Origin of the sequence: Novosphingobium aquimarinum, from assembly GCF_009746585.1 — a bacterium.
In the GTDB taxonomy this organism is placed as follows: Bacteria; Pseudomonadota; Alphaproteobacteria; order Sphingomonadales; family Sphingomonadaceae; genus Novosphingobium; species Novosphingobium aquimarinum.
Window position 1 is genome coordinate 51,511 of the sequence record NZ_WRPO01000019.1, and the last position, 21,691, is coordinate 73,201.

The following is a 21,691-nucleotide window of genomic DNA, read 5'->3' on the forward strand; positions in this document are numbered from 1 at the left end:
CTGACGCATGCCGATCATTTCCACGAGCACCGGAGCCTTTTTCGAACGCGCCCGCCAGGACATGAAGACCCTGCGCGGACAAGCCGAGAGCGTGCAGACCCAGATCAGCAGCGGAGCGCGTCTCGCGCGCTCATCGGACGATCCGGTCGCCGCCTCGCAGCTGCGCTCGCTGGCCCGCTCCGACACGCTTGCAAAAGTCGATACGCGCAACGCGCAGCGGGCGACCGGCGATCTCTCTCTGGCCGACGGCACGCTGAGCGACATCTCGACCGCGCTGATCCGCGCTCAGGAGCTGACCACGCAGGCTGCGAACTCGACGCTCTCGCAGGCACAGCTCAACGCGATCGGCGATGAACTGCTGGCGATCAACGAAAGCCTCTTCTCGCTGGCCAATGCCCGAGATTCGGCCGGCAAGGCCCTGTTCGGCGGGGAAAGCACCGGGGCGGCCTATCAGCGCGATGCCGCGGGCAACGCGGTCTATGTCGGCACTGCGACCTCGGGCGATCTGCCTTTGGGTGAGGGGCTGTCCGTTTCGCGATCGCTGACCGGCCCCGAAGTGTTCAATTTCAACGATGCCGCGGGCAATCCGACCGATCTGATGACGGTGGTGAAGACTCTCGGCGAAGCGCTGAAAGGCGCTGCTGCGGATCCCTCCGGCGCCGCCAAGGCCGCGCTCGATACGCTGGCCAACGGCCTCGATGCGGTCACCACCGGGCAAACCGTGATCGGCACGCGTCTCGCCTGGATTGACGTGGTCGACGATCGCCGCGTGAACTTGTCGGAAATGCGTTCGCAGGAAGAAGTCGATGTCGGCTCGGTCGAGATCGGCGAGGCGGTTACGCGGCTGCAGCAGGCCATGGTCGTCCTCGAGGCGAGCCAGGCCAGCTTCAGCAAACTTTCGAATCTCAGTCTGTTCAATCAGCTGCGCTGATACGCGCCCACGGGCGTCTTTTAAGGGGGTAGTTTCGGGTCATGTTCGCGGCCGTCGGCATCGTCATCCTTCTCGTCATGGTTTTTGGCGGGTTCGTCATCGCGGGCGGCGCGCTCGGCCCGGTGATGCACGCTCTCCCACACGAGATGCTGATCATCGGCGGTGCCGCGATCGGCGCCATCGTGACCGGCAATTCCATGCACGAGTTGAAGGCGCTGGGCGCCGGGTTCGCGCGCGTCTTCAAGGGGCCCAAGCACAACAAGCAGGACCATATCGACGCGATCATTCTCGTCACGCGGTTGATGAAACTGCTGCGGGCCGAGGGACCGGTGGCCCTGGAAGCCCATGTCAACGATCCCAAGTCGTCCTCGCTGTTCGCCGAATTTCCGCGCCTGCTTGCCAACGATGCACTGGTCCATCTGATCTGCGACACGCTGACGTTGATCGTCGTGTCGTCGGGCACGCTCGAGGTTCACGCCGTCGAGGACGTGATGGACAACGCGATGAAGACCCATTTCCACGAACTGCACGAGCCGCAGCACGCGATGCAGAACCTGGCCGATTCGCTGCCGGCGCTGGGCATCGTTGCCGCCGTGCTCGGCATCGTGAAGACCATGGGCTCGATCGACAAGCCGCCGAGCGTGCTGGGCGGCATGATCGGTTCGGCGCTGGTCGGCACCTTCCTGGGCGTGCTGCTCGCTTACGGCATCGTCGCGCCGATGGCCGGCCGCCTCAAGCAGGTCAACGAGCAGGACGAACAGATCTTCCAGGCGGTGAAGCAGGTCGTGATCGCGAGCCTTCATGGCTGGCCGCAGCCGCTGGTCGTCGAAAGCGCCCGCTCGGGCCTCGGCCACGCCTTCCGGCCTGGCCTGTCCGAACTGCTCGACGCGATGCGGGGCCGCTGAGATGGCGGCCAAGCGCGGCAAGAACGAGCCGCCGCCACGCCCGATCATCGTCAAGAAGATCACGGTCGTCGAGGGCGGCCATCATGGCGGTGCATGGAAGGTCGCCTACGCCGATTTCGTGACCGCGATGATGGCCTTCTTCCTGATGCTCTGGCTGCTCGGTGCGACCACCGAGAAGCAGCGCAAGGGCCTGGCCGACTATTTCACCCCCACGCTGGTCAAGAACCGCGAGGCGAGCGCGGGCTCGGCGGCGGGCCTGCTCGGCGGGTCCTCGCTGACCGACGCCGACAATTACCCGCACGCCGCGGGTCAGACCGGCACCAAGTCGATGACGATCCCGCGCGATGCGACCGGCGGTCCCAAGGAGGGCGGCACCAAGATCAAGCGCACCGCTCGCGCCAAGCAGGCGATCGTGGAGAAGCTCAAGTCCAGCGAACAGCTGCGCAAGCTCGCCAGCCAGGTGCGCCTTGTCGACACTACCGAAGGGGTGCGGATCGACCTCGTCGACGATGCCAACTTCTCGATGTTCCGTCTCGGCACGACCGTGCTGACGCCGGATGCGGCGCAATTGCTCACCGCGATCAGCGAGGCCGTCGGGCCGGATAGTGCGAAGCTGACGATCAGGGGCCATACGGACGCGTTGAAGTATCGTCCCGGACAGTCGGCAAACAATTGGTCCCTGTCGGCCGGGCGCGCCGAAGCGACTCGCCAAGCGCTCTTGGCGCATGGCATCGGCGAGAGCCGCTTCCGTCGCATCGAGGGCGTTGCCGATCGTGAGCTGCTGATCCCGGCAGATCCCGCGGATCCCAGAAACCGCCGGATCTCGATCACCTTGCTCGACTGATAGACGCTGGCAGCGAGGGTTCGGCTCTTTGCGGCTGCCAGCGCAGCTGCGCCTCACGATTAGTCGATGAGGGCTGCTCGAGCAGCCGCCTCGACCGCGACGGCTTAGTCAGCCGCGCCGCGCGACGGTGCTGCCCATAATTCGATCATAGCAGGATGATGCCAATCGCGGCGTAATACGATGCGATCATGGTGGGCGTGAGCGATGTCACGGTCCTCAACCAGACCGGTGCGATCCAGATCAAAGGCGACAAGGTCACTGCGCTTGGACGTTCGCGAAACGGCGCGCTGATCGCATTCGTGGCGCCCTGCGCCGACGTTTGCGTTCGGGGCGGCGGTGAACGGTGATTCGCGCGGTGGCGCTGACACCCGACGCTGGCTGAGCCTTGATCCGGAGGCGATCGCGAAGCGCGGCCGCCTCCGACCGAGCCGCTCAGCGGCGCCAGGTCATCCGCTGGATCGCGGCGCGAAGCCTCGCCAGCAATGCGGCAAACGAAGATCCTTCCGGCTCGTTTCGGACCGGTTGCGGCCGAAGATTGCGGCGCAAGCTGTTCGGTTCGGGCGGAGGCGGAGGTGCGGCTTTGCGAGCGAGCGGGGCAGCCGTCGCTTTGGCCGTGGCCGCTTTCTCGTCTTCGAACGGCACTTCGACGAAGTTGCGCGAGCGGCTGCCGGGGACCGGTTGCGGTTCGGCTTTGTCGCCGCGCAGAAGCGGTGCTGGCGCGAAGGATGACGGCTCGCGCTGGCGCGTCGGGGGCGGGGTCTCGGGCGTCGTCGATACCGAGGCAGGGTGATTCGAGCGGCGGAGGCGATCCTCGCCGGTGTCGGTGCGGCTCGGCGGCGCGGCGTGGCGTTTTGGCTCCGTGATCGGCTCTGCGGCGTTGCTCTCGACAATCCGGTCGGATGCGTCTGGCAAGGCGGTCAGCGGGGCCGGACGAGGGGCAGCCCCTTCGCGCGCGCTTTCACTGTGAACAGTCGACTGGTCCGTATCGCCAAGGTCGTCTGCGGTGCCGAGTCCCTGTGCCGGCCGGCGGGCGGCGGCACCTTCGGGGTCCGCAAAATCCTGCGCTGCGGTCAGCGCCATCTGGCTGTGCGCCTTGGCCACTTCCTCGGGGTCGAGCAGCAGCACGGGGCGCTTCTTCTTCTTCGGTTTGGTGCCGCTCATGGTCAGCAGGCTGTTGCACTGCGCGAGCCCTGCCAGGGCCTCGGTTTCGTCCTCGCAATCTTCCACCGGATCGGGAAGCATCCAGGCCGGATTTTGATCCTCGGCCAACGCGCAGGTTCGATGATCGGCAGTGCCCATGATGATGCACTCTGTCCTGTTCTGGTAGGAATTGGGTTACGGCATCTGGTTAACGCGTCGAAAACCATTGTCGTCGCGGCCCCCTTTTTATCGTTAACATCGTTCCAAGCGACCTAAGGGTATTTCCGGGGGGCGAGCTTCCCTGCGATTGACGCGCAGAAAGGCCCGGCGGCTGGGGAAATGCCGCCGGGCCCTGAAGCGCCTGCTGGTGTCAGGCGGGGTCAATCGTGAGCCGATTAGCGCAGCAGCGAGAGGACGTTCTGCTGGCTCTGGTTGGCCTGCGCGATCATCGCGGTCGAAGCCTGCGAGAGGATCTGCGACTTGGCCATCGCGGTCGTTTCCGACGAGTAGTCGGCGTCTTCGATCCGCGAACGCGCGTCGGAGAGGTTGGTGACGTTGCTGGTCAGGTTGTTGACCGCCGATTCCAGACGGTTCTGGCCGGCACCGAGCGAGGCGCGGGTCGCATTGACGTCGGCGAGCGCGAGGTCGACGTTGTCGATCGTCGTGCCGGCCTTGGCCGTGTCGGTCACGTCGAGCGCGGTGGCCGAGATGTTCGTGCCGTCGATCGCGGTCGAGGTCAGCGTGACGGTCTCACCCGAGTTCGCGCCGGTCTGGATGTCGATGGTGACGTCCGTGCCCGCAGTCGTTGAAAACAAGGCGTTACCGTTGAACTTCGTCTGCGTCAGCACGTCCGAGATCTGGCTGGTGAGCGCGGTGACTTCCGACTGCATCGCGGTGCGGTCAGACGCTTGGTAGGTGCCCGAAGCCGACTGCACGGCCAGCTCGCGGACACGCTGCATCATGTTCGAAACTTCCGACAGCGCGCCTTCCGCCGTCTGAGCGAGGCTGATGCCGTCGTTGGCGTTGCGAATGCCCTGGCTCATGCCCTTGACCTGCGCGGTCATGGAGGTGGAGATGGCGAGGCCGGCGGCGTCGTCCTTCGCGCTGTTGATGCGCTTGCCGGTCGACAGGCGCTCCATTGCCGTGCCGAGCATCTTGTTCGCGGCAGTCGAGGCATTGGTTGCCTTGATGGCGCTGATGTTGGTGTTGATGACAGCCATGTAAATTTACTCCCGTAGGTGTCCCGATAATCCGAGCTAGCGTTGCCGGGCTATCCGGCGCTGCTGCCAGACCCTAGAGCGACCCAAACCGGCAAAGTTTAACCCTCGACCGGCAAAATCCTGCCGGAACGCTTGCCGGTCGCCGCTCGGGAAATCGCAAAACTACGCGCAACTACTAGGTCTTAAATTTCCGAAGATTTGGACGTTACGCGCGAAAACAGGCCTCACAAGGAACGTTAATTCCTCGGGGGTCAGAAGACGATGTCAGAATTTTCCGTCGATGCGCTGGTGGGGCGTCTTCATGGTACGCTAGCGCAGCGGGTTGCTCCGATTGCCAACTCGTTGTTCGATTGCTCGGCGATCGATCTGCGCGAAATTGCTGATGAACGCGCGCCGCGTGCCCGGTCCCGCGCAGTCTCGCTTTCCCGCGGCGACGTCGACGCCATCGTGCGAGACGGCAAGGATCGTATTTGCCTCACGTATCGCGATCCGGTCAGCGAGAAGTCGCTCGCCATGGCGATCGCGGCCATGGCCGGAAGCACCAACCCCATTGCGGCCGACCCCGAAAGCCTTTCCGTCTTCGCACTTGCCCAGCGTTTGGCCGCAAGCGACATCCCCGTTCTGATCAACGGACCCACCGGCACCGGTAAGGAAGTCCTCAGCCGCTTCATTCACGATCGCAGCGATCGTCGCGACGGCCCGTTCATCGCCGTCAATTGCGCGGCGATGCCCGAAGCCATGCTCGAAGCGATGCTGTTCGGCCACCGCAAGGGCGCCTTCACCGGCGCGACGTCGGAAAGCGAAGGCTTCATGCGCGCTGCCGACGGCGGAACGCTTCTGCTCGACGAAATCGCGGAAATGCCGCTGCAGCTGCAGGCCAAGTTGCTGCGCGCGCTGCAGGAACGCGAAGTCGTGCCGATCGGCGCGACCCAGGCGATCAAGGTCGACGTGCGCATCATCGCCTGCGCCAACCGCGACTTGCCGCTCGAAGTGGCTGAGGGCCGCTTCCGCGCCGACCTCTTCTATCGTCTCAATGTCTTTCCGCTCAGCTTGCGCAGCCTGCGCGAACGGGCCGACGACATCGCGCCGCTCGCTTTCGCGCTGGCGCTGCGCCATTCGCCCGAGACCGGCCGCGCACCCTGCTTTTCCGAGGCCTCGCTCGCGATGCTGAAGATGCACCAGTGGCCGGGCAACGTGCGCGAGCTGGAGAACGTCGTGCGCCGCGCGCTGCTGCTGGCTCACGGCCAGACCACGATCACGCCCGAGCACATCGTCTTCGACAGCCCGGCGCGTCTGATCGGCGAAGACGTGGAAACGCAGCCCGAGGTCCTCACGGGGGCTCGCAAGCTGTCGAGCGTCGTGCAGCTTTCGGAAGCGCGTGCGATCATGGAAACGCTCGAGGCTTGCGGCGGCAATCGCGTCGCGGCGGCACGGGAGCTCGGCATCTCCGAGCGCACCTTGCGCTATCGCCTCGCTTCGTTCCGCGAAGCCGGGATCGAGATCGGCCGTAAGGTCGCCGGAGGCCGTCGATGAGTGGCATTGGCGGGATCGGCGGGGGCGCGGGCGGGATCCAGCAGATCATCGCCCTTCGCCAGCAGATGATTGCCCGCAACGACACGCTGCAGCAGCTGCACGGTTCCAAGGGAACCGAACAGGCTGGTGGCGCGGGCGCTGCGGGCGCAGCCGGCGGTATCGGCGGCGTCCAGGGAGCGGCGCAAGGCTTTGCCGCGACGCTCGACGGCGCGCTGCAGGGCGTGAACGCGGTTCAGGCCAAGGCCGAGGCGATCGGCGATGCCTATCAGAAGGGTGAAGTGACCGACGTCGCCAAGGTCATGCTCGCGCGGCAGGAAGCCGGCGTTGCGTTCGAAGCCACCCTGCAAGTGCGCAACAAGCTGCTCAATGCCTATCAGGACATCATGAGGATGGGGGTCTGATTCAATGGCGGATCTCGTTCCCGTAGAAGCTGCCCCGCTCGGCGGGGGAGCGCCATCGTCGCTTCTGGCGCCGCTCACCGATCCGCAAGGCGGGCCGGTGCTGACGCGTTTGGGCACGTTTACCGCGCAGCCCGCGGTCAAGAAGATGCTGCCCTGGTTCATCGGCGTGTCCGCGCTTGGCGGCGCGCTGCTGGCATGGCAGGCGGTTTCGCCTTCGCCGCAGCGCGTGCTTTATGCCCAACTCGCCGATGGCGAGCGAGCAGGCGTTGCCGCCGCGCTCGACCAGGCGGCGATCGATTACGAGATCGACAATTCCACCGGCGCGCTCACCGTCGCCGAGGGCGATTACTATCGCGCGCGCATGCTGGTGGCATCGGACGGCGCGGTCGCGACGCCCGAAACCGGTGATCAGATGCTCGACTCGCTGCCGATGGGGGCGAGCCGCACGCTCGAAGGCGAGCGTTTGCGCTCCGCGCGCGAGCGCGACCTCGAAATGACGATCCGCGAGATCGACGGTGTGGAAAGCGTGCGCGTGCATATCGCGGAAGCCGAGAAATCGGTCTTCGTGCGCGACGACGTGCCGCCCTCGGCGTCGGTCATGGTTCGCCTCGCGCGCGGCCGGCAATTGAGCGAGAGCCAGGTTTCCGCCGTGGTCAACATGGTCGCCGCCTCGATCCCCGGCCTGTCGCCCGATGCGGTGCGCGTCGCGGATCAGCATGGCAGGCTCCTTTCGGACCGGTCCAGCAGTAGCGACAGCGATCGGCTCGAACTGCAGACGCGGATGGAAGAGAAGTTGCGCCGCCAGGTGCACACGCTGCTCACCCCGATGCTGGGCGAAGGCAACTTCACCAGCGAGATCCAGATCGATCTGGACATGAACGAGGTCACGTCGGCCCGCGAGAGCTATGACAAGGACGGCGTCGTGCGCACGGAGACTGAAGCGCAGTCGCAATCGACGGGCGCGGCGCCGGCCGTGGGCGTTCCGGGCGTCCTGGCGAACACGCCGCCGGCACAGACCCAGGCGCAGCCGCAGCCGCCGCAGGGAACCCAGCAAGCGCAGGGTGCGCAGCCCCCCCAGAACGGGGAATCGCGCTCGAGCCGCACGTACGAACTCGGTCGTCAGGTCTCGGTCTCGAACCAGGGGCCCGGGGGAGTTCGGCGCCTGTCGGTCGCCGTCGCGCTCTCGAAAGACGCGATGCAGGGCGCCAAGCCGCAGGATATCAAGGATCTCGAGGCGCTGGTCAGCGCGGCGGTCGGCGCCGATCCGCAGCGCGGCGATCAGGTCAAGGTGATGATGCGCTCGTTCGAGCCGACCGAAGTGGCCGAACTGCCCTTCTACGAAACGCCATGGTTCGCGATGCTGGTGCGCAACGGCGCGGCGGTGCTCGCGGTTCTGCTGGTGCTGCTGCTTGGGGTGCGCCCGGTGATCAAGGCGATCCGCGGCGATAAGCCCAAATCCAAGGCGGATAAGAAGGCGAAGAAGGGCAAGAAGGCCAAACGCGGCGCCGAAGACGACGAAGATGCAGACGAGGAGGATGCGTCCGACGCGCTTGCCATCGGCGAGGACGGCGGCGCGCGTGGCGCAGGTGCGGGCGAAGACGAAGAGAACGCTCCGCGCGCGTCCCGCGCCGAGATGCTCACGCACCAGGTTTCGCTCGCCCAACGCCTGATGACCGAGAGGCCCGACGCTTCGGTTCACGCCTTGCGCCAGATGCTCAATCAGATGCCCGCCGAAGACGAGGAACTCGATAAGGAGAAGGCCGCGTGAGCGAGCTCAAGCTGTTCGACGCCGCCGAGCAGGCGGCGGTAATGGTCATGGTGCTCGAGGACGATCAGGCCGCGCGCATTCTCGCCGAACTCGAGCCGGCCGAACTGCGCCTGCTGGGCGAAAAGATGTGCGCCCTGGGCGAGATCGGCCCCGAAGTGATCGCCGGCGCCATTGCCGGGTTCGTCGAGAAAACCGAGAACCTCGGCCTGCAGGCGCACGATCGCATCGGCCAGGTCCATTCGAAGATGGCGCGGGCCGTCGGCGACGTGAAGGCCGAAAACCTGATGCGCCGGATCCTGCCCGAACCGGTCAAGGCCTCGCCCATCGAACTGGCGCGGTGGCTGACGCCGCAGGCGCTCGTTCCGCTGGTTCGCGGCGAGCATCCGCAAGCCATCGCAGTGCTGCTGGTGCAGCTCGATCCGGAAGTGGCCGCTGAAGTGCTGCATGCGCTGCCGGAATCCGAGCAGGGCCAGATCGTCCATCGCATCGCTACGCTTGGACCCGTATCGCAGGGCGCGATCGCGATGCTCGAAGACCTGCTCACGCGCCGCATCAGCGAGGCGCACGGACACGTTGCGCTCGAGATGGGCGGTGCGCGCGAGGCGGCCGAAATCATCAACGGTGTCGGCAAGGTGATCGAGAAGCGCGTGATGTCCGAGATCAGCAAGGCCGACCGGGCGCTTGCCAAGGAGATCGAGAACGAGATGTTCAAGTTCGAGCATCTCTTCGTGCTCGATCCGCAGGCCATGGGCGCGCTGCTGCGCGACGTCGACAACGATACGCTGATCGACGCGCTCAAGGGCATCGCCGACGAAGAACGCGACGTCTTCTTCCGCGCCATGTCGAGCCGCGCCGCCGACGGCGTGAAGGACGAGATCGCGGCGCGTGGCCGCGTGAAGCTGGCCGATGTCGTCGATGCGCAGAAGCGCGTGGTCGCCGCGGCCCGACGCCTTGCCACCGAAGGCACCATCATCTTCGGATCGGGTGACGACGACTATGTCTGACATGTCCGGACGCTTCCGGCAGGCCGAAACGGAAGCTGCGCCGCCGCCGACACGCAGCGGCTGGCTTTCCGCGCTGACTGCGCCGAGCAGCTTTCGCAGCGATTCGCGCTTCGACGCGTTCGTGACGAGCGTGCCGCCGCAGGCAGCTGTTGAGCCCGAGCCTGACATGGGCCTTGCCGAAGAGGCGACCGCCGAGCCGGCGGTCAAGCCGCTCGATCCGGTGGCGCTGGCCTTCACCGAGGGGTTTTCCGCCGGGGTCGATCAGGCTCGCGCCGAGGCGGCCGAAAAGTTCGAAGAGGATATCGCCGCGCGTGACGAACTCGCGCTGTCCTTCGCCAAAATCGATCGGGCCATGGAGGAGGAACTGCGGCTGCGGTTGCGCGAAACCGTCGCGGCTCTGTGCGAAGCGGCGATCCTGCCCCTGACGCTCGATCCCGATCTGCTGGCAAGCCGCGTGGAGCGGGCTGCGGCCATGCTCGCGCGCGCCGATGACGAGCGCGTCATTCGCCTCCATCCCGATGATATCGCGATGATCTCCCCCAGCTTTGCGAAGGACTGGATCGTCGAAGCGGATCCGACGCTGGATCGCGGCGCGATCCGGGTCGAAGGCCTGAGCGGCGGCGTCGAGGATGGTCCCGCCACGTGGCGCCGGGCCATCGCCGAAGCGCTCCACCAGGTCTGAGCCGAGCCTCTCCCCATGATGCACAAAGTCTGGGATCCGATCCTGCAAGACCTTTCCGCGGAGCAGGTCAGCCTCTGCGCACGGCGCTACGGTCTCGTCGCCGCCTGCGACAACGGCATGCTCGAAGTGAGCGGCCTGTCCGTTCCGGTCGGCGCCATTTGCCGCATCGGCCACGGGTTTTCGCCACTTGCCGCCGAAGTCATCGGCTTTCGCAACGGGCGCACCTTGATGATGCTGCTCGGCGATTCGGTGCTGCTGCGTCCCGGCGCGCGGGTCTGGCCCGTAGGGCGGCCCGGCATGCTGCCGGTGGGCGAAGCCTTTCTCGGCCGCGCCGTCGATGGCGAGGGCCTGCCGATCGACGGCGGCCCGCCGATCCACTCGCGCTGCGAATGGCCTTCTGGTGGCATCCGCGCCTCCGCGCTCGATCGCAGTCCGGTGCGCGAGCGCTTCGATACCGGCGTGCGTGCGCTCAACGCGCTCACGACATTTGGTGTGGGTCAGCGGATCGGCGTGATGGCGGGCTCCGGTGTCGGCAAGTCGGTGCTGATGGACATGATCGCGCGTGGCGCGCAGGCGGACGTCATCATCGTCGGCCTGATCGGCGAACGTGCGCGCGAAGTCTCGGACTTCGTCGAGCGCCACATGACCGAGGCCAAGCGCGAGAAGACCGTGATCGTCGCGGTGCCCGCCGATCATGCCGCCAACTTGCGCCTGCGCGGAGCGATGCTTGCCACCTGCATGGCCGAGCATTTCCGGGCTGCCGGCAAGCGCGTGCTGCTAATTCTGGACAGCCTCACCCGCGTTGCGCATGCCGCGCGCGAGATCGGCCTGCTGCTCGGTGAACCCGGCGCCGCGCGTGGCTATCCGCCTTCGGCGCTGGCGACGATCACCAAGCTGGTCGAACGGGCCGGGAATTCGGCGGCGAGCGGCGGTTCGATCACCGGACTCTACACCGTGCTCGCCGATGGCGACAATCAGGATGACCCCGTCGTCGATACGGCGCGCTCGATCCTGGATGGACACGTCGTGCTCTCGCGCGATCTGGCGCAGCGCGGGCAATATCCGGCGCTCGACATCGGCGCCTCGCTCAGCCGCGTGATGAACGACATCGTGCCGGGGACGCATCAGAGCCTCGCGCGCATGTTCCGTGCACTCGTCGCGGGCTACGAAGCGAATCGCGACCTCGTGCTGATGGGCGCTTATCGCCCGGGTTCCGATCCGCAGCTCGATAAGGCGATCGCGATGCACGAGCTGCTGACGGCCTTCCTGTGTCAGGATGCGGGCGAACTGATCGGCCTCGATGACAGCGCGGCGCAGCTCGAGGCGCTGCTGGGATGATCAAGTTTTTTGAGTGCGGTCCAGACATCCGTCTGGACCTTGCGGCACCGTGGGCCGGTGCCGTGGCAAACCGCGGATGCGGTTTGCCAATAACAGGGACTCGCGTACCGTGAAGAAGCGCCTGGACCGATTGCGCCGGCTCGAGCGGGTGCGTGAAGTGGCCAAGCAGGCCGCGGCGCTGGAGGCTGCCGAGGCCGAGAGCACCTTGCGACAGCTGCACAACCTCTCGGAGCGCACGCGCCTCATGGCGGCTGACTATGCCTCGCGCCGGGAAGTCCCCGACGGCGCCAGTCTGATTCATCTCGGTCGCTTCGTGAACGGGTTGCAGGCGCTGAGCCGCAGCACGGAGAACGATGCGGTCCGCGCGCGCTCGATCGCGGATGCGCGGCTCAACCAGCTCGCCGAAAGCGAGCGCAAGCGCGCGGCCATTCAGGAGCGCGCGGATCTGCAGGCGCGCATGATCGCGAAAGCCGCGCAGCCGGCCTCGCTCGGCTCTCGCAAGGCAATTGGCACGGACCTTGATTAGGGGTTGTCACTTGCAACGCGAGGACTGCAACCCCGATGTCGACGATCCAGCCCCAGATGAATACGGCGAGCTTCGCCAGCCTTGCTGGTTCGCCCCAGGCATCGGCGGGCGAAGCCCCACAGGGCCTTGATTTCCTTACTATTCTTGCCAACTCGCAAGGTCCGGCAGGGTCTGCGGACGGCGCTGCGCCCGCAGCAGCGGCCGCGCTGATCCCGGCCGAGCTGCCGGCGTCCGGCAAGGCAAGCGGCATTGCCACCGGCAAGATCTTGCCGGCTTCGCCCAAGGCGCTTGCCGCTTTCCAGCCGCAGCAGCCCGTAGCCGCGAAGCTTGCGAACTCCGATCCGAAGCAGCCCGCTGCCGAGCTTGCGCTCGATGGTGCAGGCGTCGAACCGGTGGCCGATGCGATGCTGGCGCGACTGGGCGGCAGCTTCGCCAGGCACGCGGCGCGGGCCGAAGGGCATGAGCCAGCCATCGATGCGGATGCGCAGCCCGCGATCGAAGCCGCCGGCCTGACGCAGAGCGCGCCCGAAGCGCAGCCCGCGCTGATCTCGATCCCGGCGTTCGAAGCCGCAGGCCGCCCGGTGGCGGAAGCGCCCGAGGCTGAGGTCCAGCGGTCATCACGTGATCGCGCGCTGCCGCAGTTTCCTGCCGACCGTTTCGCAGCGACCCCCGCGAAGCTGGTGCGCGCGGAGAATCCACCTTCCGAAACGCCCCATCTGGCGATGACGCCCGTTGCACCGGTCCCGGCGGCGATGGCTTCACGAGTTACCAAAGCGATGGACGCCCAGTCGCAGGCTGGAACGCGCGCACAGGCCGCCGCCACTTCGACGAGCGCCATCGCCGCGTCGGTCACCAACCTTGCGACCGAGCAGTCGGTCGCCGAGCCGGTGCGGACGTCCGATCTCGCGCCCGTCACGCTCAACCGCGCGATGGCGGTGGCCCCCGCCGTTTCCGCCCAGAGCCTGGTCGCCGCTCGAGCCGGCGTGCCTGCCAGGCCCGTTGCCGCGCAGGCCGCCAAGCCCGTCGACCCTGCGGCAGCGGGCGATATCTCAGCACCGACCGCGCCCGCGCCCCAGTCGGTTCTTGCGGTTGCCGACACCGCGAGCGCCAAGGATCCGGCGATGCCGTCCAAGCTCGCCCAGACGGTTACGGTCGACGCGCCTGCGCCCGGCGTCGTCTTCAATACGGCAGCCATCGTGCCGGAGGCGACCGTGGCTCACCCGGTGACGGCCACCGTTACCGCACAAAGCGATACGATCCAGCCGCAGGACTTCGAAACGCTGGTCGGCCGGCTTACCGAAGCCCGCGCGGCGGCCAGCCCCAATCTGGTGCGCGCGGCGATCAATCATGCCGAGTTCGGCCAGATCTCGCTGTCCTTCCGCGCCGATGAATCGCGCCTCGCGGTGACGATGACGGGTTCCGATCCGGCGCTCGCTCCGGCAGTGCTTGCCGCCGCTTCGGCTGCCGCGGCAGCGGGCAACGACGCGAACGCGCGCGAGCAGAACGCCCAAAACCAGCAACAGAACCAACAGCAGGCGCAGCCCAACACGCAGCAGCACCAGCAGCATCAGTCCGCGGGCAATGCCGCGCAGTCCGGGCTGGGCAACGCCGCGCAGGGCCAGGCCGATCGGCAAGCGCCGGACGGGCGCCAGGCCGCGAACCAGCGCGGGGACGGGGCCGGTTCGTCCGCCCGCGATACCGCGTCCGAGGCGCCCACAGCGCCCCGCTCCAACCCCACGGGCATCTACGCCTGAACCTAAGCCATTCGAGGAAGCACGATGAGTGATACCGAAGCCAAGGACGTAAAGCCGAAGAAAAAGGGCAAAGGGCCGTTGCTGATTATCATCGGCGCGGTCGTTCTGCTCGCCGTCGGCGGCGGCGGCATGTTCGGCCTGGTGCAGGCCGGGGTCATCGGCAATGGTCACGCCGAAAAGGAAGACAACAAGCCCAAGCTCATCCGCAAGGGCGAGGAAGATCCCTTTGCCCCCGTCAGCGAGGGCGAGGGCGAGGGCGGTCCGCCCAGCGTGCACGGAGAAGGCGGCAGCGAATTTCGCACCGCATACTACACCTTCGATGGCGAATTCACGTCGAACCTCAGGGGCTCCGATGCGCTGATCCAGGTCAGCATCGCGGCTTCGACGCGCCGCGACGGGCGCGTGCTGATGTGGCTCAAGGATCACGAGCTCGCGATCCGCTCCGGCTTGATCACGCTGCTCGCCGACACGCCCGAGAACGACATGTACACGATCGAGGGCAAGGCCCGCCTGCGCAAGCGCATGACTGCCGAGATCAACCGCGTGCTGACCGAGCACGAGGGCTTCGGCGGCGTCGACGACGTCTACTTCCGCACTTTCATCATTCAGTAGGCGACACTTCCCGTGTTTTCCGATCGTAAAACTCCGGCTGCGCGCCATTGCCCGGAATTGCTGGGCGGTTCGGCGAATGCGGCCGAACTCGGCAGCGCGCTCAGCGAGCTTGCCGAACTGTTGCTGCCTGCCTTGTCGCGGGGCCTTTCGAGGCTTGCCGGCGGCGAGGCGCCGCGGATCAGCAAAGGCATGCCGCGCGACTGCAAGATGGCGACGATTGGCGCCGAATCCGCATCGCTCGCCTCGCACGGCATCATCGCGCTCGGCGTGGACGAGGAAGTGAAGCTGCTGGTGAGCTTCGATGCCGCGCCGGTCTTCCGTCTCGTCGACCGGGCCTTCGGTGGCCGCGGGGTGGTGCCTTCGCCATTGCCGACGTCCTTCCCGCTGTCTGCCGAACTGCTCATCGCCAAGCTCGAGGAAACGGTCGGCACCGCCTTGCGCCAGGCGCTGGGCGGCGAACTTCCCGTCCGCGCGCTGCAGCGCGGCACTCAGCTTTCGCGGATCGGCGCGTGGCCGAGCGACGAACCGATGATGCAGCTGGTGCTGGTCGTCGAGGAAGAGGGCTGCGACCCGTGGATGCTTTCGCTCGCATTCCCGCACTCCTCGCTGGCCAGCGCCGTCTCGGGGCGGCTGCCCTCGCGCAAGGTCGATATCGTTCGGATCGTCGCCGATCCGCTCGACGAACCCTATGCATCGCTGCCGGTCGAACTGACGGCGACGCTCGTCGACATGAAGATCGGCTTTTCACGGCTCACGGAGCTGCAACCCGGTGACGTCATCCCCGTCGCCATCGCGCGCTCGGTGCCGCTCCGGGCAGGCGGGCGCACGATCGCCTGCGGCACCGTCGGCGAACTCGATGATCAGGTCGCGATCCGCATTACCCAGGCATTCCAGGAAAGGAACTGAATTCCCATGGCCGTCCATCCCCGTGGTTTTGAATTTCTTCGCGACGTCGAGGTTCGTCTTTCGGTCGAGCTCGGCCGGACGGACATGCGCCTCAAGGACGTGCTGTCGCTCGGCGAGGAAAGCATCGTCGTGCTCGACAAGCTGACCGATGAGCTGCTCGACGTGCTCGTCAACGGCAAGCCGGTCGCGCGCGGCGAAGTGGTCGCGCAGAACGGCCGCTTCGGCCTGCGCATCGTCGAAATGCTCGATCCGGGTGCCGATCGCGCCAGCGACAACGGCCCGATCAAGGCCGAGATGATCGCCGATGCGCCGGCCCAGGATACCGGCGAAGTCGACGACATCGCCGCGATCCTCGACGCCGCCAGCAAGGTCTGACACCTCAGTGGTCTGGTACATCCTCAAGCTGCTGATCCTGTTGCCGCTGATCGCCGGGCTCGCCTGGGGATCGCTGATCCTGCTGCGTAAGCTGCAGGAACGCGGCGGAACCGGACAGGCGGCGAAAAGCGTGCGCGTCATCGAAACGACGATGCTTTCGCCCACGCTCAAGCTCGCGGTGATCGAGTTCCACGGCAAGGAGATCCTTGTCTCGGCCTCGCGCAACGGGCTGACCCGCCTCGCCGAAGCGCCCGCGCGTGCGAAGTTCGCCGACATTGCGGACGAGATCGCGCAATGAGCGACTTGGTTTTTCCGCCCACCCCCAACCCCTCCCGCATGCGGGAGGGGAGCGAGACTTGCCGAGCCGCAGGCGAGGTTAGTCGCAGCGGGGTGGGCATTATGGCGCGCCGTGCCAGCGCAGCGATCGTGGGGCTTCCCGCTCTGCTCCTGCCCGCCGTCGCCTGGGCGCAGGCCCAGGTCCCCGCGGCCCCGGTCGCGCCCGGTGCGCCCGCCAATGCCCCGGCGGCGATCCCCGGCGCGCTCGATCGCGCCTTCGGTTCGCTGGGCGGCACCGACGGTCCGGGTCTGAGCCTGTCGCTCCAGCTGCTCCTCATCATGGGGCTGCTGACGATCCTGCCCAGCCTCGTCCTGATGATGACCAGCTTCACCCGGATCCTGGTGGTGCTCGCGATCCTGCGACAAGCGCTCGGCCTGCAGCAATCGCCGCCCAACCAGGTGCTGATCGGCCTCTCGCTGTTCCTCTCGCTGTTCGTCATGGCACCGACGCTGGAGCGCGTGAACGAGCGCGCCATCGCGCCTTATGCGGCCGGGACGGTCAATGCCGAGCAGGCGATTTCCAACGCCGGACAGGAATTCCACCGGTTCATGATCCGCCAGACCCGCGAGCGCGATCTGGCGATGTTCGCGCAAATGGCCAAGGCCCCGAAGTTCCGCAGCGCGAACGATGTGCCGTTCTCGATCCTGCTGCCTGCCTTCGTGACCAGCGAGCTCAAGACCGCGTTCCAGATCGGTTTCATGCTGTTTTTGCCATTCCTGGTGATTGACCTCGTGGTCTCCTCGGTGCTGATGAGCTTGGGCATGATGATGATGAGCCCGATGGTCGTGTCGCTGCCATTCAAGCTGCTGCTTTTTGTTCTGGTTGACGGTTGGGCGCTCCTGATGGGCTCGCTGGCTGCAAGTTTCGGGTAGACCCATGGAAGATATTACCAACCTGCTTTCGCTGGCCGATCGGATGCTGTGGACGACCATGCTCGTCGCCGCGCCGATCCTGCTTGCCTCGCTTGCCGTGGGCCTCGCCGTCGGCATCATCCAGGCGGCGACCTCCGTGAACGAACAGACGCTGACTTTCGTGCCCAAGCTCGCGATCACGGCGTTCGTGCTGGTGCTGTTCGGCAGCTCGATGATGGCGCTGGTGGGTGACTTCACCCAGGCCATCTTCGCGCAGATCGCGACGATCTCGAAGTAGGATCGAAGGTGGCGCTGAACGTCGCGAGAGTGTTTGTTGATGGCAATCTGCGGATGCAGGTTGCCCGCGGCACCGGCCCGAGTCTTTGCTTGGTGCGGTCCGCCCATCCGGGCGGACCTCGCGGCACCGGCCCACGCCCCCACCCGACCTCCCACACAAGTATACTACCGATGGGAGGTCGGGTGGGGGCGTGGGCCGGTGCCGCTGGCAATCTGCGGATGCAGGTTGCCACTCATGAAGAAAACAATGAACCAGCTTGATTTCGGCTTTGGCGCTCTCGAGGCGGAGTTCTGGCGGCTCGTCTTCGTGATGACGCGCGTCGGTGCCGCCATCGTCGCCGCCCCGTTGTTCGGCACGGCGTCGGTGCCGCCGCAAGTGCGGGTGATGGTCGCGGGCGGTTTCGCGGTGCTGATCTGCGCGTGGACGCCGGTGGCCGCGCCTGCCGAATTGCTTTCGCTGGCCGGGCTGGTCGCGGTGGCGGGCGAAGTACTGGTCGGTCTTTCGCTCGGCTTCGTGCTGCAGCTCGCCTTCGCCGGCCCGGTCATCGCCGCGGAAATCATCGGCGGCGGCATGGGCATGACGATGGCGACCGCGGTCGATCCCAACTCGGGCTCGCAATCGCCCGCGCTCGGTCAATACTTCGCGGTGGTCGTGACTCTGATTTTCCTGGCGCTCGGCGCGCACTTGCAGTGGTTCGCGCTGATCATCGAGAGCTACCGCGTGTTTCCGCCCGGCGAGACCTGGATCGGCGCCGAACGCCTCGCGCGCGTGCCTGCTTATGCGACGATGATGTTCACGACCGCGGTGCTGATCGCGCTGCCGGTGTCGCTGGTGCTGTTCGTGGTGCAGATCGTGACCGGCATCATCAGCCGCTCGGCGCCCGCGCTCAACCTTTTCGCGCTCGGCCTCCCGGCGGGCGTGCTTGCCGGGATCGCGGGGCTGATCGCCGCCGCGCCGGTGCTCACCGACCAGGTCACCGGCCTCATTACCAACGCCATCGGCGCGGTTTCGGGATTGCTGGCGCCATGAGCGAGAGCGCCGGCGAAAAGACCCATGCGCCAACAGAGAAGCGCAAACAGGAGGCCACGAAGAAGGGCGACGTCCTGCGCTCGCGCGAGCTGGCGACGGCGGCGACGGTGCTGGTGGGCGCGGCCTGGCTGTTGATCGCGGGTCCCTGGCTGCTCAGCCTGCTCTCCGATTCGCTGCGTCGGGGCTTCCGCTTCGATCGCGCTTCGCTCGAAAACTTCGCGCCCGGCGACATGCTGACGGGCGCCTTGCTGGCCGTGGTGCCGCCGATCGCGATCCTGGGTTTCGCGATCATCGTCGCAAGCCTCGTTTCGCAGCTCGGCTTTGGCGATGGGCGTTGGGTCGGCAGCAATCTGGTGCCCAAAGGAAGCCGCATCAATCCGATGAGCGGCCTCAAGCGCATGTTCGGTCCGACCGGCTGGATCGAAATGGGCAAGGGGCTGCTCAAGGTCGGTCTGCTCGGCTCGCTCGCATGGTTCTGGGCGTCGACCTACGTGCCGCAGCTGGTGCGGCTGGGGCGCGGCAATCTGTTCGGGCAGCTCACGGCGGGATGGGACGCCATCATCATCCTGTTCTTCCTGCTCGCCGCCGGCTTGTTCATCATCGCGTTCATCGATCTGCCGGTGCAGTGGATCCGCCGCCTGACGCGCCTCAAGATGAGCCATCAGGAAATGCGGGACGAGCACAAGGAAGCCGAAGGATCGCCGGAGAACAAGGCGGCCGTGCGCGATCGTCAGCGCAAGATCGCGATGGGCGGCCTCGTTCCCGCGATGCAGGAAGCGCAGTTCGTCATCACCAACCCGACGCACTTCTCGGTCGCGATCGCCTACGATCCCGAAAAGGCCGCTGCGCCGATCGTGCTGGCCAAGGGCCGCGGCGACAAGGCCTTGGCGATGCGCCAGCTTGCCGCCGAATACGCGGTGCCGGTGCTGGAATACCCCTCGCTTGCCCGTTCGGTGTATTTCACCACGCGCGAAAATCAGATGATCCGCGAGGAACTCTATATCGCCGTCGCAGCGATCCTGGCCTTCGTGCTGGCCCTCAAGCGTGGCGAAACGCCGCCCGAGCCGCGGATCCAGGTGCCGGTCACGGTGCGCTTCGATGCCGAGGGCCGACCGGAGGCGAGCGCGTAAATGGCCCTTAAGTCGCACCTCCTGGGACCGTTCTGACAGATATGGTCTCCACTGCTTCCACCACGACGTCTTCCATCGTCACCGCGCTTGGCGGGGGCAGTGGTCTCGACATGCTGAAGCTGGCGAACGACCTCGCGATCGCGCAATTCGCGGCGCGCAACGATCGCCTGGCGGCCAAGTCGGAAACGCTCGACTCGCAGATTTCCGCGGCCTCGAACCTTCGTTCGATGCTCTTCAGCTTGTCAAGCTCGCTCGGCGATCGCGTGCGCGTGGGCGATCTTTCGCCTCAGCCCACCGTCGCCAATACCTCGGTCGCAACTGCGTCGCTCACCGGTACGCGCCAGCCCAAGGGCAGCTACTCGCTCGAAGTGACGCAGCTCGCCAAGGCCCAGACCCTGGCGCTGGCACCTTATTCCGCAGCGACCGACACGACCGGTTCGGGCACGCTGACCTTGCGTTTCGGCGCGGTCTCGGCCGGCAGTTTCACCGAAGACACGAGCAAGCCTGCGGTCGACATCGCGATTCCCAGCGGCGCCACGCTGAGCGAAGTCGCCAACGCCATCAATGTCGCCAACACCGGCGTTTCGGCTTATATCGCCAATACCGTCGACGGCGCTCAGCTGGTTCTCAAGGGCAAGGACGGCGCGAACAGCGGGTTCATTCTCGAGGCGACGGAAGATCCGGCGGAACCGGGCCTTTCGAACCTGGCCTGGAGCCCCGGCTCGGCCTCGGGGCAACTGCTCGCGAGCGCCAGCGATGCCGCCTTCAAGATCGACGGACTGTCGATGACGGCCAGTTCGAACACGGTCTCCGACGCGATTCCCGGCGTGAAGCTGAAGCTTTCTGCGACCAACATCGGCTCGCCGACGACTTTGTCGTTCGCGGATACCTCGCCCGCGATCACTTCGGCGATGACGGACCTGACGTCCGCGCTCAACGAGATCATGGCCGAGATCAACAGCGCGACCAATCCGCAGACGGGCGAATTGCGCACCGATCCCGGCGCTCGCGCGCTCAAGCGCACGATGTCGCAGCTGGCCGGCACGGTGGTTATGCCCAACGCGACCGGCGCGGCGCGCACGCTTGCCGATCTCGGGCTTTCGACCCAGCGCGACGGCACGTTCGTGCTCGATACCGCCCGCCTGTCGCAAACGCTCGCCAAGGACCCGGAAGGCGTCGCGGCGATGTTCACGAACGGCATCTACGGCGTCTATTCGAGCGTCGACAAGATCTACCGCAACGCCACCAGCACGACCAATCCCGGATCGCTGGGAGGCTCCATCAGCCGCTATACCAAGCAGCTTCAGCAGGTTGGCGAAGATCGGACGGAACTGGTCGAGAAGCAGGAGACGCTGCGCGCCAATCTCGCTTCGCGCTTCACCACCTCGGAAGGGCGGATCGGCCAGCTGAAGTCGACCATGACTTTCCTCGAAAACCAGATCGCTGCCTGGAACAAGTCGGACTAACGCACCATGCTTGCTCAACTCTCCCCTCACGAAGCCTATCGCCGCATCGATTTCGACGCGCGCGTCCAGGGTGCCAACCCGGCCGAACTGGTGCACTTGTGCTACGAGCATCTCATCGGCGCCCTGGGCACCGCGATTCACGCAAGCTCGCTGGGCGACAACACGCTCAAGAGCCGCTCGCTCACGCGCGCGCTGACTGCGATCACTGCGCTCCAGCTCGGCGTTTCGGGCGAATCGGGCATCGCCGGCGCGCTGCGCCAGCTCTACGATGGCGCGCGGCGTGAGATTCTCGACGCCGCGACCCGCTTCGATCCCGGCAAGCTGGAGACGGTGCGACGCGATTTCGAGGAAATCGGGCGCGCCTTGCGCGAGGGCTGAACCGATTCTGCACCCGTTTCGGTGGATGCGTTGCCAAGAAGAACGGGGTTCCTCACTAATAAGCGGGCGAGATCGTCTCGAAAACGGAACGGGAATGCCGAGCGTTCCTAAGAAACCAATGCGACAAAGCCCTTAGGATTTGATCTGTAATTGCAGAGCTAGGCGGTGTTGATCCCTTGAGGGTTTCATGGATCTGTCCGCACTGGCCGGACCGGAGCCTGGTCGTGCTGTATCGGGTCTCACAGAGGCGAACGTTGCATTGA

Annotated in this window: 24 protein-coding genes; 22 read left to right on the forward strand and 2 right to left on the reverse strand. The window is 66.2% G+C overall.

Features of this window, described 5'->3' with window-relative positions; translation table 11 throughout:
* The first annotated feature begins 7 nt into the window (after positions 1 to 7).
* The 4 genes from GQO94_RS16160 to GQO94_RS16175 all read left to right on the forward strand — a co-directional run bounded on the left by GQO94_RS16160 (position 8) and on the right by GQO94_RS16175 (position 3,027).
* Positions 8 to 931, forward strand: a complete 924-nt coding sequence (locus tag GQO94_RS16160; RefSeq protein WP_156842466.1) for a flagellin N-terminal helical domain-containing protein — start codon at positions 8 to 10, stop codon at positions 929 to 931.
* Positions 932 to 972: 41 nt separating this feature from the next.
* A complete protein-coding gene (gene motA, locus GQO94_RS16165) occupies positions 973 to 1,836 on the forward strand; it encodes a flagellar motor stator protein MotA (RefSeq protein ID WP_156842467.1) in 864 nt (287 codons plus the stop codon).
* 1 nt (position 1,837) lies between these two features.
* The gene (locus GQO94_RS16170) at positions 1,838 to 2,680 is read left to right on the forward strand and encodes a flagellar motor protein MotB (RefSeq protein ID WP_156842468.1); all 843 of its coding nucleotides are present in this window, start codon (positions 1,838 to 1,840) and stop codon (positions 2,678 to 2,680) included.
* Positions 2,681 to 2,877: 197 nt separating this feature from the next.
* The gene (locus GQO94_RS16175; protein ID WP_156842469.1) at positions 2,878 to 3,027 is read left to right on the forward strand and encodes a hypothetical protein; all 150 of its coding nucleotides are present in this window, start codon (positions 2,878 to 2,880) and stop codon (positions 3,025 to 3,027) included.
* An 85-nt stretch (positions 3,028 to 3,112) separates the two neighbouring features.
* Here the strand turns inward: GQO94_RS16175 and GQO94_RS16180 are convergent, their stop codons facing one another.
* Entirely contained in the window at positions 3,113 to 3,949 is an 837-nt protein-coding gene (locus GQO94_RS16180; protein ID WP_156842470.1) for a hypothetical protein, read from the reverse strand.
* Positions 3,950 to 4,215: 266 nt separating this feature from the next.
* A complete protein-coding gene (locus GQO94_RS16185; RefSeq protein ID WP_156842471.1) occupies positions 4,216 to 5,040 on the reverse strand; it encodes a flagellin N-terminal helical domain-containing protein in 825 nt (274 codons plus the stop codon).
* A gap of 261 nt (positions 5,041 to 5,301) precedes the next feature.
* Between GQO94_RS16185 and GQO94_RS16190 the strand changes: the two genes are divergently transcribed.
* The 18 genes from GQO94_RS16190 (at position 5,302) to GQO94_RS16275 (ending at position 21,428) form a co-directional block, all read left to right on the forward strand.
* Positions 5,302 to 6,573, forward strand: coding sequence for a sigma-54 interaction domain-containing protein (locus GQO94_RS16190; RefSeq protein WP_156842472.1), 1,272 nt, complete (start codon positions 5,302 to 5,304; stop codon positions 6,571 to 6,573).
* Positions 6,570 to 6,974: a flagellar hook-basal body complex protein FliE gene (locus tag GQO94_RS16195; RefSeq protein ID WP_156842473.1), complete on the forward strand. Its 405-nt coding sequence runs from the start codon at positions 6,570 to 6,572 to the stop codon at positions 6,972 to 6,974. Before GQO94_RS16190 ends, GQO94_RS16195 begins: the two co-directional genes overlap by 4 nt.
* Before the next feature lie 4 nt (positions 6,975 to 6,978).
* A complete protein-coding gene (gene fliF / locus GQO94_RS16200) occupies positions 6,979 to 8,742 on the forward strand; it encodes a flagellar basal-body MS-ring/collar protein FliF (protein WP_156842474.1) in 1,764 nt (587 codons plus the stop codon).
* On the forward strand, positions 8,739 to 9,746 hold the full coding sequence (locus GQO94_RS16205) for a flagellar motor switch protein FliG (RefSeq protein ID WP_232332971.1): 1,008 nt from the start codon (positions 8,739 to 8,741) through the stop codon (positions 9,744 to 9,746). Before fliF ends, GQO94_RS16205 begins: the two co-directional genes overlap by 4 nt.
* Positions 9,739 to 10,428, forward strand: a complete 690-nt coding sequence (locus tag GQO94_RS16210) for a FliH/SctL family protein (RefSeq protein WP_198045998.1) — start codon at positions 9,739 to 9,741, stop codon at positions 10,426 to 10,428. The genes GQO94_RS16205 and GQO94_RS16210 overlap by 8 nt, the downstream gene beginning before the upstream one ends.
* A gap of 18 nt (positions 10,429 to 10,446) precedes the next feature.
* Positions 10,447 to 11,766 (forward strand): FliI/YscN family ATPase, encoded by a 1,320-nt coding sequence (locus GQO94_RS16215; protein WP_408636644.1) that lies wholly within the window; start codon positions 10,447 to 10,449, stop codon positions 11,764 to 11,766.
* A gap of 109 nt (positions 11,767 to 11,875) precedes the next feature.
* Positions 11,876 to 12,292 (forward strand): hypothetical protein, encoded by a 417-nt coding sequence (locus GQO94_RS16220; protein ID WP_232332972.1) that lies wholly within the window; start codon positions 11,876 to 11,878, stop codon positions 12,290 to 12,292.
* 35 nt (positions 12,293 to 12,327) lie between these two features.
* The gene (locus GQO94_RS16225) at positions 12,328 to 14,046 is read left to right on the forward strand and encodes a hypothetical protein (protein ID WP_156842478.1); all 1,719 of its coding nucleotides are present in this window, start codon (positions 12,328 to 12,330) and stop codon (positions 14,044 to 14,046) included.
* 24 nt (positions 14,047 to 14,070) lie between these two features.
* Positions 14,071 to 14,658 carry a flagellar basal body-associated FliL family protein gene (locus tag GQO94_RS16230; RefSeq protein WP_156842479.1) on the forward strand — a complete coding sequence of 196 codons (588 nt, stop codon included), beginning with the start codon at positions 14,071 to 14,073 and terminating at the stop codon, positions 14,656 to 14,658.
* Between the two features lie 12 nt (positions 14,659 to 14,670).
* Positions 14,671 to 15,564, forward strand: coding sequence for a FliM/FliN family flagellar motor switch protein (locus GQO94_RS16235; RefSeq protein ID WP_156842480.1), 894 nt, complete (start codon positions 14,671 to 14,673; stop codon positions 15,562 to 15,564).
* Between the two features lie 6 nt (positions 15,565 to 15,570).
* Positions 15,571 to 15,939 (forward strand): flagellar motor switch protein FliN, encoded by a 369-nt coding sequence (gene fliN, locus GQO94_RS16240; protein ID WP_156842481.1) that lies wholly within the window; start codon positions 15,571 to 15,573, stop codon positions 15,937 to 15,939.
* 7 nt (positions 15,940 to 15,946) lie between these two features.
* A complete protein-coding gene (locus GQO94_RS16245) occupies positions 15,947 to 16,237 on the forward strand; it encodes a flagellar biosynthetic protein FliO (RefSeq protein WP_156842482.1) in 291 nt (96 codons plus the stop codon).
* Between the two features lie 101 nt (positions 16,238 to 16,338).
* Positions 16,339 to 17,148 (forward strand): flagellar type III secretion system pore protein FliP, encoded by an 810-nt coding sequence (gene fliP, locus GQO94_RS16250; protein ID WP_198045999.1) that lies wholly within the window; start codon positions 16,339 to 16,341, stop codon positions 17,146 to 17,148.
* A gap of 4 nt (positions 17,149 to 17,152) precedes the next feature.
* Positions 17,153 to 17,425 (forward strand): flagellar biosynthetic protein FliQ, encoded by a 273-nt coding sequence (locus tag GQO94_RS16255; RefSeq protein WP_156842483.1) that lies wholly within the window; start codon positions 17,153 to 17,155, stop codon positions 17,423 to 17,425.
* A gap of 246 nt (positions 17,426 to 17,671) precedes the next feature.
* Positions 17,672 to 18,454, forward strand: a complete 783-nt coding sequence (gene fliR / locus GQO94_RS16260; RefSeq protein ID WP_156842484.1) for a flagellar biosynthetic protein FliR — start codon at positions 17,672 to 17,674, stop codon at positions 18,452 to 18,454.
* Positions 18,451 to 19,584 carry an EscU/YscU/HrcU family type III secretion system export apparatus switch protein gene (locus GQO94_RS16265; RefSeq protein ID WP_156842485.1) on the forward strand — a complete coding sequence of 378 codons (1,134 nt, stop codon included), beginning with the start codon at positions 18,451 to 18,453 and terminating at the stop codon, positions 19,582 to 19,584. The genes fliR and GQO94_RS16265 overlap by 4 nt, the downstream gene beginning before the upstream one ends.
* 41 nt (positions 19,585 to 19,625) lie before the next feature.
* Positions 19,626 to 21,050: a flagellar filament capping protein FliD gene (fliD, locus tag GQO94_RS16270; RefSeq protein WP_198046000.1), complete on the forward strand. Its 1,425-nt coding sequence runs from the start codon at positions 19,626 to 19,628 to the stop codon at positions 21,048 to 21,050.
* A 6-nt stretch (positions 21,051 to 21,056) separates the two neighbouring features.
* Positions 21,057 to 21,428: a flagellar export chaperone FliS gene (locus GQO94_RS16275; protein WP_156842487.1), complete on the forward strand. Its 372-nt coding sequence runs from the start codon at positions 21,057 to 21,059 to the stop codon at positions 21,426 to 21,428.
* The last annotated feature ends 263 nt before the right edge of the window (positions 21,429 to 21,691 follow it).

Coding starts and splice junctions, on each gene's coding strand:
- GQO94_RS16185 (WP_156842471.1), bottom strand. CDS start 5,040: ATGGCTGTCATCAACACCAACATCAGCGCCATCAAGGCAACCAATGCC.
- GQO94_RS16215 (WP_408636644.1), top strand. CDS start 10,447: ATGCACAAAGTCTGGGATCCGATCCTGCAAGACCTTTCCGCGGAGCAG.
- GQO94_RS16195 (WP_156842473.1), top strand. CDS start 6,570: ATGAGTGGCATTGGCGGGATCGGCGGGGGCGCGGGCGGGATCCAGCAG.
- fliP (WP_198045999.1), top strand. CDS start 16,339: ATGGCGCGCCGTGCCAGCGCAGCGATCGTGGGGCTTCCCGCTCTGCTC.
- fliN (WP_156842481.1), top strand. CDS start 15,571: ATGGCCGTCCATCCCCGTGGTTTTGAATTTCTTCGCGACGTCGAGGTT.
- fliD (WP_198046000.1), top strand. CDS start 19,626: ATGGTCTCCACTGCTTCCACCACGACGTCTTCCATCGTCACCGCGCTT.
- GQO94_RS16255 (WP_156842483.1), top strand. CDS start 17,153: ATGGAAGATATTACCAACCTGCTTTCGCTGGCCGATCGGATGCTGTGG.
- GQO94_RS16265 (WP_156842485.1), top strand. CDS start 18,451: ATGAGCGAGAGCGCCGGCGAAAAGACCCATGCGCCAACAGAGAAGCGC.
- GQO94_RS16170 (WP_156842468.1), top strand. CDS start 1,838: ATGGCGGCCAAGCGCGGCAAGAACGAGCCGCCGCCACGCCCGATCATC.
- GQO94_RS16275 (WP_156842487.1), top strand. CDS start 21,057: ATGCTTGCTCAACTCTCCCCTCACGAAGCCTATCGCCGCATCGATTTC.
- GQO94_RS16210 (WP_198045998.1), top strand. CDS start 9,739: ATGTCTGACATGTCCGGACGCTTCCGGCAGGCCGAAACGGAAGCTGCG.
- GQO94_RS16190 (WP_156842472.1), top strand. CDS start 5,302: ATGTCAGAATTTTCCGTCGATGCGCTGGTGGGGCGTCTTCATGGTACG.
- GQO94_RS16160 (WP_156842466.1), top strand. CDS start 8: ATGCCGATCATTTCCACGAGCACCGGAGCCTTTTTCGAACGCGCCCGC.
- motA (WP_156842467.1), top strand. CDS start 973: ATGTTCGCGGCCGTCGGCATCGTCATCCTTCTCGTCATGGTTTTTGGC.
- GQO94_RS16230 (WP_156842479.1), top strand. CDS start 14,071: ATGAGTGATACCGAAGCCAAGGACGTAAAGCCGAAGAAAAAGGGCAAA.
- fliF (WP_156842474.1), top strand. CDS start 6,979: ATGGCGGATCTCGTTCCCGTAGAAGCTGCCCCGCTCGGCGGGGGAGCG.
- fliR (WP_156842484.1), top strand. CDS start 17,672: ATGAACCAGCTTGATTTCGGCTTTGGCGCTCTCGAGGCGGAGTTCTGG.
- GQO94_RS16225 (WP_156842478.1), top strand. CDS start 12,328: ATGTCGACGATCCAGCCCCAGATGAATACGGCGAGCTTCGCCAGCCTT.